Source organism: Streptomyces microflavus, assembly GCF_014650075.1.
Lineage (GTDB): Bacteria > Actinomycetota > Actinomycetes > Streptomycetales > Streptomycetaceae > Streptomyces > Streptomyces microflavus.
Map to the genome: position 1 here is coordinate 625,034 of NZ_BMUG01000005.1, position 6,904 is coordinate 631,937.

The 6,904-nt window shown below is 67.4% G+C and carries 6 protein-coding genes and 1 pseudogene; 4 read left to right on the forward strand and 3 right to left on the reverse strand.

The window, feature by feature from the left end; translation table 11 throughout:
- Positions 1–137: 137 nt before the first annotated feature.
- Positions 138–704: pseudogene (locus IE264_RS18165) on the forward strand (transposase family protein); the annotation flags it as partial.
- A 263-nt stretch (positions 705–967) separates the two neighbouring features.
- Positions 968–1,612, forward strand: a complete 645-nt coding sequence (locus IE264_RS18170; protein WP_229887606.1) for a hypothetical protein — start codon at positions 968–970, stop codon at positions 1,610–1,612.
- Positions 1,613–1,966: 354 nt separating this feature from the next.
- Here IE264_RS18170 and IE264_RS18175 read toward each other — a convergent pair whose 3' ends face one another.
- A complete protein-coding gene (locus tag IE264_RS18175; protein WP_032754893.1) occupies positions 1,967–2,416 on the reverse strand; it encodes a DUF2199 domain-containing protein in 450 nt (149 codons plus the stop codon).
- Between the two features lie 291 nt (positions 2,417–2,707).
- Between IE264_RS18175 and IE264_RS18180 the strand changes: the two genes are divergently transcribed.
- Positions 2,708–3,918, forward strand: a protein-coding gene (locus IE264_RS18180) for an IS3 family transposase (protein ID WP_106973079.1) whose coding sequence is annotated in 2 segments (ribosomal slippage) — positions 2,708–2,999 and positions 2,999–3,918 — 1,212 coding nt in all. Because the reading frame shifts where the segments join, the coding sequence is not laid out codon by codon here.
- Positions 3,919–3,924: 6 nt separating this feature from the next.
- Here the strand turns inward: IE264_RS18180 and IE264_RS18185 are convergent.
- Both IE264_RS18185 and IE264_RS18190 read right to left on the reverse strand, forming a co-directional pair.
- Positions 3,925–4,485: a DUF1203 domain-containing protein gene (locus tag IE264_RS18185; protein WP_051821720.1), complete on the reverse strand. Its 561-nt coding sequence runs from the start codon at positions 4,483–4,485 to the stop codon at positions 3,925–3,927.
- 320 nt (positions 4,486–4,805) lie between these two features.
- Positions 4,806–5,678, reverse strand: a complete 873-nt coding sequence (locus IE264_RS18190) for an NAD(P)H-binding protein (protein ID WP_229887608.1) — start codon at positions 5,676–5,678, stop codon at positions 4,806–4,808.
- A 297-nt stretch (positions 5,679–5,975) separates the two neighbouring features.
- Between IE264_RS18190 and IE264_RS18195 the strand changes: the two genes are divergently transcribed.
- Entirely contained in the window at positions 5,976–6,788 is an 813-nt protein-coding gene (locus IE264_RS18195) for a DUF4253 domain-containing protein (protein WP_032754899.1), read from the forward strand.
- Positions 6,789–6,904: the final 116 nt, after the last annotated feature.

Sequence of the window (6,904 nt, forward strand, 5' to 3'; positions counted from 1 at the left end):
CTCGGTCCCCGCGGGTCCACTCCCATCTCCCGAACGCGGCAGTGCGGTGGTCGTGCTCGTAGCCGGAGAGTGTGAGCTGACCCGCGCGAACGGCCCCCCGGTGCGCGGGTCGCCCCGGCTGGGGAAGGGCCGTAGCCGGCGTCGCGACGGTCTGCCGCTACCTACGCGAGGCGAATCGATGTCCTGGCCGCCCTCGCCCCGACCCTGGCCGAGGCGATGAAGACCATCCGCACCAAGGCGTTCGTGATCCTGCACGGCACCCTCCTGCCGATCTACCGGATCGCCGCCGACACCCCGTACTACTCCCGGGAAGCACAAGCGTCACGGCATGAACGTCCAGGTCCTCACCGATCTGTTCGGCCAGCTGTTGTGGGCGTCCCCCCCCCCGCCCGGGTCCATCCACGACCTGACCGCCGCACGGACCCACGGGGTCATCGAAGCGCTGACCGAAGCCGAGCTGAAATGCTGGGTGGGCAAGGCGTACCAAGGAGCGGGCGGACTCGTCCGAGTCCCGTTCCGGGGCCGCCGCCTGAAGGGATGGAAGCGCCTTCACAACAGCAGCCACACCAAGAATCCGCTGCCTCGGCGAGCAGGCCATTGCCACTCTCAAGGGCTGGCGCCTCCTGCGGAAGCTCCGCTGCAGCACCAACAGGTTCACCGGCATCGTGAAAGCCATCCTCGTCCTTCATCACGCATCAACGTGAGGTTGGAAAAGGCTCACTGTCCGCTGCCATCGAATACAGGCGTTTGACAATGAACCCGGTCGTTTCGGCTTCCTTGCCAGTGAACCTGGTCGCACGGACGAGTCGTCCTCCGGTGACCCGTCATCGCCGAGGCGGAGCGCCCGGATTCGTGTTCGCCCGCCCGGTGGAGTCTGTTCGGTCTGCGGAGCGATGCTGACCGGCCTCGCCTGCTGCGAATCTCGAATCGCACGGGCCGGTCCGGCCCGTGGACGTGAGGAGCGCAGATGTTCCAGACCAGGCCGACCAACGACGAAGCAGCAAACACGCCACGCCGCGAGGGCCGCCTGCCTCGGGCGTGGCGTGCGGCGCACGAGCCCGCCGCAGGGGTGCCGCGCTGGGCCCGCCGGGTCGCCTACGCGGTGCTGCTGCTGGTGCTCCCGTCCGGGATCTGGCGCCTGGGCGTGCTGTTCGCCGCGGACAAACGTGGCGGGTCGATCGCGGACTGGGCAATGAACGGCTACGTCGTCCTCCTCACCCTCATCTCCGAGGTCCTTGCCTTCACGGCCGTCGGGCTGGTCGCCCGCTGGGGCGAGGTGTTTCCGCGCTGGATGCCGGGATTGGGCGGGCGGCGGGTACCGACGGCGGCCGCGGTCGTCCCGGCCACGATCGGGGCGACGATCCTGACCCTGGTCTTCACGGTCATCGCGATCATCACCACGGTCACCCAGTCCAAGACCAACGGCGATCCGCTGCCGGCCAACTTCCCGAGCAAGGCCGACGGCTGGGAGACCGTCTACTTCTACGCCTCCTACGCCCCTCTGGTCCTGTGGGGCCCCATGCTCGGCATCCTGACGTACGCGTACTGGCGCCGACGCAGGTCGGCGACGGCCGGACCGCTGATGCCGTCGACAGCCGGCAGCGCGCGCTAGGCGACCGCCCCGACGTCCCGGCGTCGACGGACAAGGGGCACCATCACGTAACCGCTTGCTAATCAGGCCGATAGCAGCAGGTCAGCGCACGGCGGACGACTGGTTTCGCTGCCCAAGGGCATCCAACCTAGGCAAACAGGGCCGTCACAGGCTGCCCCGCAGGCTTCGCCCTTGAACGACGAGACGGCGGCCTCATTCATCCGCCGGGTCGCCACTGCCAACCAGGTGCCCGGTAAGGATCTCCGTGAACTACTGAGACATTCGGATGCTCGAACGGACGCGCCTTCTTCCCGGGATGAGACAGTTCGACTGCCTCCTCCTAGGAAGCTCTCAGCGGGCCTTGCCAGCGGGGGCTCAGGAAGGATGCAGCACAGCTATGGCGATCTCACGGATGCGGTCCTGCGTGATCCCGGCACGCTGTTCGACGGCGAGCGGGTGGTCGGTGGGCTCCAGCTCGATGAAGGGCCTCTTGCCGACCGGTCGGGTGTGAGCGTTGGTCTTCAAGTCGGTCGTGCTCTCGGAGTAGAGCGCGAGCTCCGTGCTGAGCCACCCGAAGTATGGCTTCTCCGCCTCCCGGCCCTCCGTGTTCCATACGTCCAGGGCACCGGCGAAGTTTTCCTTGCTCAGAGAGACCCAGACGCCCCACGAGAAGACGTCCTCGCCGCCGATCACAGGTATCTCGATCAGGCCCCGGATGAAGAAGTGCTGACCCTTGATCACGCACTGGTCGGAAGACAGCATGCTGTTCGGATCGCTCTCGAAGCTGGGATCCCAGACATCAGGAGAGATGGTCGAGTAGCTCATGGGGAGCTCTGCGTGGTGGTTGCCGCAGCATGAGCAGGTGAAACCGCGATCGTTAGACATGGCGGGAGCCTAGCGACCGCACAGAACGGGGCGGTCCCGGGTCAACAGCCCCGGCTGGATGGCCGCCCACGTCATCGCCTGAGCCCGGCTCGCTGGCCCCGCCGGTTCGACCTTGATGAGAGGAACAGGCCGCTCGCCGCTCTTCGGTGAGACCGGTGAATCGGACCTTGACCCCGGATTTTGGACACCGGAGACACTTGGATCTTGATGGTCCAGGAGAACGGAGTCCCCGTGGGGATGAAGCACTATCCGGCCGCGTTCAAGGCGGACGCGGTCGCGTTGTACCGCTCGAGGCCGGGAGCGACGATCAAGTCGGTCGCCGCTGATCTCGGGGTGAACACCGAGACGCTGGGGAACTGGATCCGGGCCGCCGACGGCGGCCGACCTGGCGCCCATTCCGCGCCGCCGGCCACCTCGCAGGCCGTCGGCGACGCCGTTCAGGCGGATCTGGCCGCCGTCCGCAAGAGGATCCGCGAGCTCGAGGAAGAACGGGACATTCTCCGCAAGGCAGCTCGGTATTTCGCGACGGAGACGCGCTGGTGAACCGCTACCAGTTCGTTGACGATCACCAGCGCCGTCACGGCGTGAAGCGGCTCTGCGAGATCCTCGGCCTGGCCCGTTCGAGCTTCTACTACTGGCGTCGCACTGCGGCCGCGAGAGCGGCCAGACAGAGCGTCGAGGCCGGGCTCGCGGCCCGGATGCGCAAGATCCACCAGGACTCCGACGGCACCTACGGAGTCCCCAGAATCACCGCGGAGCTCCGTGACGAGGAGGGTCCGGCGGTCAACCGCAAGCGGGTCCCCAGGATCATGCGGACCACCGGGCTCGAGGGCGTTCGTCTGCGTCGCCGGCACCGCACCACCGTCGCGGACCAGGCCGCGTCGAAGGCACCCGACCTGATCGGACGCGACTTCACCGCTGCCAAGGTGAACAGAAAGTACGTCGGCGACATCACATACCTTCCGGTCAGCGGCGCGAAACCGCTCTACCTCGCCACCGTCATCGACTTGTGCTCGCGCCGGCTGGCCGGGTGGGCGATCGCCGATCACATGCGAACCGAGCTCGTCATCGACGCCCTGGCGGCAGCCGAGCGGACCCGTGGAAACCTGGCCGGAGCGACCATGCACACAGACCACGGATCCCAATATTCGAGCAGGGCCTTCGCTGAAATCTGCAGGTCAGCCGGGGTCCGGCAGAGCATGGGCGCGATCGGATCCAGCGCCGACAACGCCGCCGCAGAAAGCTTCAACGCCGCCTTCAAGAGGGAGACGCTCAAAGGCCGCAAAGCCTGGTCGAGCGAGCGCGAAGCCAGGCTCGACGCGTTCCGCTGGCTGACCCGATACAACACCCGCCGCCAGCACCCCCGCCTCGGCCACCAGTCCCCGATCGCCTACGAGAACGACCTCCAGCCAGCTGCAACTACCCTGACCCAAGCCGCATAGACGTGTTCAAAATCCGGGGTCAAGGCCCGACTGCTTGGAGTACGGCTGCGACTGCTCCTTGGCGGAGGGCCTTCGCACCTCGAAGTGCAAGCATCCGTATTCCAGTGCCCTGACGTGTAGGAGCACCACGTCCGGATCGTTGAACGCATCGTCGAAGGCTGCATCGAAGCCAGTCGTGGCGTCGGCCGGAATCTCCAGGAGGCGGCCACCTGCGATATGGCCCCGGGCGTCATAGCGGCGCACGGTACGTAGTGCGCCCGGCCGAGCGAATGGGTAGGTCTCGCCGGGAGTGAACCCGCCGCAGTCGACGGCATGGATGAAAACGGGACCCTGTTCGTCGTACGCGCCCGGATCTGCACCCCGCGCGGCGGCCCAGCGACGCAACGGGGCGTACGAGACCAGGGCAATCCGCTCACCGAGCGTGATGGGGCGCAGGCAGCAGCGCAGCGGCGAGCCCACGTCGTCACGGGTGGCGACGTACGAGGCGCAGGGACGGCCCGCGTCGTCGACAACCCGCAACTCCTTCAGGACGGCTGTGTCAACGGGGAGTACGGTGTATCTGGTCATGTGGCCATGCTGGATCGACACACGGGCGGTTGCTGGCGGGAAACGGACGTCACGCTGGTGCCCTCCCACGCAGAAGGCCAGCCGGAAACGTCACCCCCGCTGAACGCAGGCCGCCTACGCTCGCCGACCCCATGGAATCGATCATCCAGTACTGCAACGGTTTTGATGTGTAGGCAGTCTCAATTGGTGTGTGCCCTGTCAGTACGCACCTGGCCTCGGGCTGCCTCAGCCGCACAGCCCCAGGCGCTCGGCACGTTCCGGGGGCGAGGGCAGGGCCGACGGCTGACTGAGGCCCGGGGCGCAGGTCGCGGTCGGCGGAGTTACGAACCCTGTCTGAACGCTGTGGCGTGGTCAACGGCCCACTCGCGAAACGTTCGTGGCTCCGTCCCGAGTATGTCGGCCACCACAGTGGTGACGTACGCGGGCTGTCCGACCGCCGCATTCCACGCGGCGAGCAGCATGTCGACGGCTGAGCTGGGCACCGTCCCCCACAGGCTTCGGAACTCGTCCGGCGTTATCTCCTCGCATACGATCCGGCGCCCCAGGGTGTCACCGATGACGTCCACCTGGGCGGCTTGGGTCAGCGATTCGGGGCCGGTGAGGACGTAGTCACCTCCGACGTATCCGCCCTGATAGAGCGTCCGCGCCGCGACTGCTGCGATGTCGCGGTCATCGACCGGTGCCCACTGGGCAGCACCGTAAGGCCACCGGACGATCTCGCCGGCCCGGATCGCGGGCGCCCACCAGGCCAGCGAGTTCGACGCGAACATCCCCGGCCGGATGATAGTGGACTCGAGTCCGGTGGCCGCGATGAGCCGCTCGATGTCGGCGTGCAGTACCGCCATGGGATTGGGCTGCTGGAAGAAGGGGTGCGGCGTCTGATGTGGGGAGGAGAGGAAGACGACTCGCCGCACGTGGGCTGCCAGCCGCTCGACGACTGCCTCCACGGTCTGAGGCGGGGCGGTCCACACGAGGAAGACCGCACCGGCGCCACTCAACGCCGGGTCGAGCGACTCAGGCACAGTGAGGTCACCGGCGAAGACCTTGACCTTCGCCGGCAGGGCCGCCGCCTCGGAGCGACGGGTGAGGGCACGAACCGGCACGCCCGCGTCGAGGAGCTGGTCGATGACGAGGCGGCCGACCCGGCCCGTCGCCCCAATGACCAGCACGGGAGGAATGTCTATCTGATTCATACCGCCCATTCTCTTTGCTTTGGGCGCGGTGGTGGGCGGCGATCGCCAGAGCGGCGCTGTAGCCGAAGACATTCTCTCCCGTACCGCCCTTGGCATACCACCCTGCAGTGATCCCCACCGCGGCGGTGCCGCGCCGAGGGCTGTGGTCGCGGGCACTGACGCGGATGTCGGTAGCGTCCACGTCGACGTCCCTCCTCCAGCCGCGCAGGTGCCCCCACCTGCAAGCGCGGACCGCCTTGAGGTGACACTGGTCCAGGCTTCCGGGGCTGTGTCAGACCGTGGAACTAGCATCCGCTCGTGAACCCCGAACTCCTCCTGCCCCTTGACGCGATACTCCCGCCCGGCCAGATGATCACCTCCGCCGAAGGCAACGGTGACGTGCAAGCCCTGTGGCTGAGCGACGCCGCGGCCGCCGCTGAGCTGTGGCCCCGTCTCCGCACCGAACACGCCAGCTCCGGTCTGTGGCCGCTCTTGCTCGACTCCCGGGACCCGGACGATAGCGAGTTCCGGCCCTGGGCATCAGGCGAACTGATTCCCGGACGAATGTCTTCACCGAAGAGCCACTACCCCGCCGAACTCCTCGCGACGTGGTGGAGGGACTACACCGGCATCGACCAGGACGACGACGTGCTCACAGCAGATGAGCGCCTTGCCGTCACTGCCCCGTTCGGCCAGACTTGGCCAGGCCTGGCACCCAGTATTGAGCCCGTGATCGACCCGGACGAGATGGCCGCCGACTACGCGCGGGTCTTCGCCGCCCGCCGCCCCCAGTCCCGTCTCGGGCTCGTTGCTGCCGTCTGCGGCGCTGACGCTCTCGCAGTCGCAGGCTGGGATGGCCCCGTCAACTACGACAACGACACCGCCAAATACGCCGCGGTCGTACGTGACTGGGGACGACGCTTCGGCGCACGCGTCGTAGCGGTCGGCTCCGACACTCTCCACCTGAGCGTGGCCGCACCCCCGACACGCACGGAAGAGGCTCTGCTCGTTGCCGCCGAGCACTTCGCCTTCTGCCCGGACATCATCTGGCAAGGGGCCCACCCCCACACCCTGGCTGCGTACGCCGAACGCATCACCGACCTGAATTGCTGGGAATTCTGGTGGGACTGAGTCCATGAGTGGCGTGGGACTGTCAAACGAGCGGCTCTGTCCCGTAGTCGGTGGTGGCGGTGGGTGCCTGTCAGGCGAGCAGGATGCGGTGGCGGAGGAGGTCGAATCCTGCGCGT

Coding starts and splice junctions, on each gene's coding strand:
- IE264_RS18170 (WP_229887606.1), top strand. CDS start 968: ATGTTCCAGACCAGGCCGACCAACGACGAAGCAGCAAACACGCCACGC.
- IE264_RS18175 (WP_032754893.1), bottom strand. CDS start 2,416: ATGAGCTACTCGACCATCTCTCCTGATGTCTGGGATCCCAGCTTCGAG.
- IE264_RS18185 (WP_051821720.1), bottom strand. CDS start 4,485: ATGACCAGATACACCGTACTCCCCGTTGACACAGCCGTCCTGAAGGAG.
- IE264_RS18190 (WP_229887608.1), bottom strand. CDS start 5,678: ATGAATCAGATAGACATTCCTCCCGTGCTGGTCATTGGGGCGACGGGC.